Annotated in this window: 1 protein-coding gene; it reads left to right on the forward strand. The window is 46.3% G+C overall.

What is annotated here, in order from left to right:
* Positions 1-597: 597 nt before the first annotated feature.
* Positions 598-1231: PD-(D/E)XK nuclease family protein (locus tag FJZ26_06150; GenBank protein ID MBM3229987.1), on the forward strand; the 634-nt coding region annotated here is incomplete at its 3' end.

Below are 1231 nucleotides of genomic sequence, written 5' to 3' on the forward strand. Positions count from 1 at the left end.
TCCAGCCGGCAACGGCACACAAAGCAAGTGGTTTAGTATTCGGGAAGGGTTACTAGTAGAAACCTTCAAAACACCACAAGAAGGGGCAAAGGAAAGATTGAACAAAAAAAATGCCCTAGTCTATGAATTCTTTTACAAGGACGTGACTGGCGTAATCGTGGAAATTGAGAAGCGCAGCCACGAATTTGGTGAGGACTTACAAGTCAAGCTGAAAGACGAGGAAGGATATTATAATATCCAAATGCCTTTCAGCAGCCGCTATGCTGCTAGTTTATTAATGGCCTTAGAAAACACCGCCAAGGGCAACCCGTTAACCCTCCGCCCTTATCACTTCAAAGATCAGGCAAACAAAACTGTTGCAGGCATCGCCCTGACGCAGTACGGCAACAAAGTGGCCAAGAAGTACACCAAGGAAACGCCCCACGGCATCCCCTCAATGGTTCAGATTAAGGTAAAGGGTGTGATGCAGTGGGATTCCAGCCAGCGTGACGAATGGCTATACAATAAGGCCCTTGATTTCATGAAGTCTGCAGAAGTATTCAGCCAGCCGCCTGTTCAGGATGCGGAGGATTTCAATGAAGAAATACCTTTTTAACCATGACCCAGTACCTAATTAATAAGGACCGCATCACCTTCCAGGAAGGTGGGCGGTTTTACTTCAACGAACAAACCCAGCAATGGGTGCCAAGTGTTACAACTATTCTTGACTACTTCCCAAAATCAAAGCAGTTCCTGAAGTGGTTGCAGCAGAATGGCACCAATTCAGAAGATATAAGGGATGAAGCAGGCAATGACGGAAGCGTGGTGCATCAGCTAACGGAATGGTATGATGAAGGGCAGGAAATCAACCTGTTGAACGCCCAAAACGAGCCTAAGTACTCCGCCAAGCAGTGGGGCCTATTCCTTCGCTATGTTGATTTTATGGAAACAATACAACCGGAAATTCTACAAAGTGAATTCCAAGTGATCGGGCCTGATTTTGCCGGAACTGTTGACCGCTTGATCAGGATTGACGGCAAAACCTACTTGTTAGATATCAAGACCTCAAAGCAGGTGCATCAATCGCATTGGTGCCAGGTGGCAGCGTATGCTTGTTTATTTTTGAATGAATACAATGCTAATTGCTCAGGCGTTTATATTCACGGCCTTGCCATCCTGCACCTACAAAGCCAAACCCGTACAAAAAAGGACCTGCAAGGCAAGGGCTGGCGGTTGTACTTGGATGAAGATA

This window comes from Candidatus Parvarchaeota archaeon, from assembly GCA_016866895.1.
In the GTDB taxonomy this organism is placed as follows: Archaea; Micrarchaeota; Micrarchaeia; order Anstonellales; family VGKX01; genus VGKX01.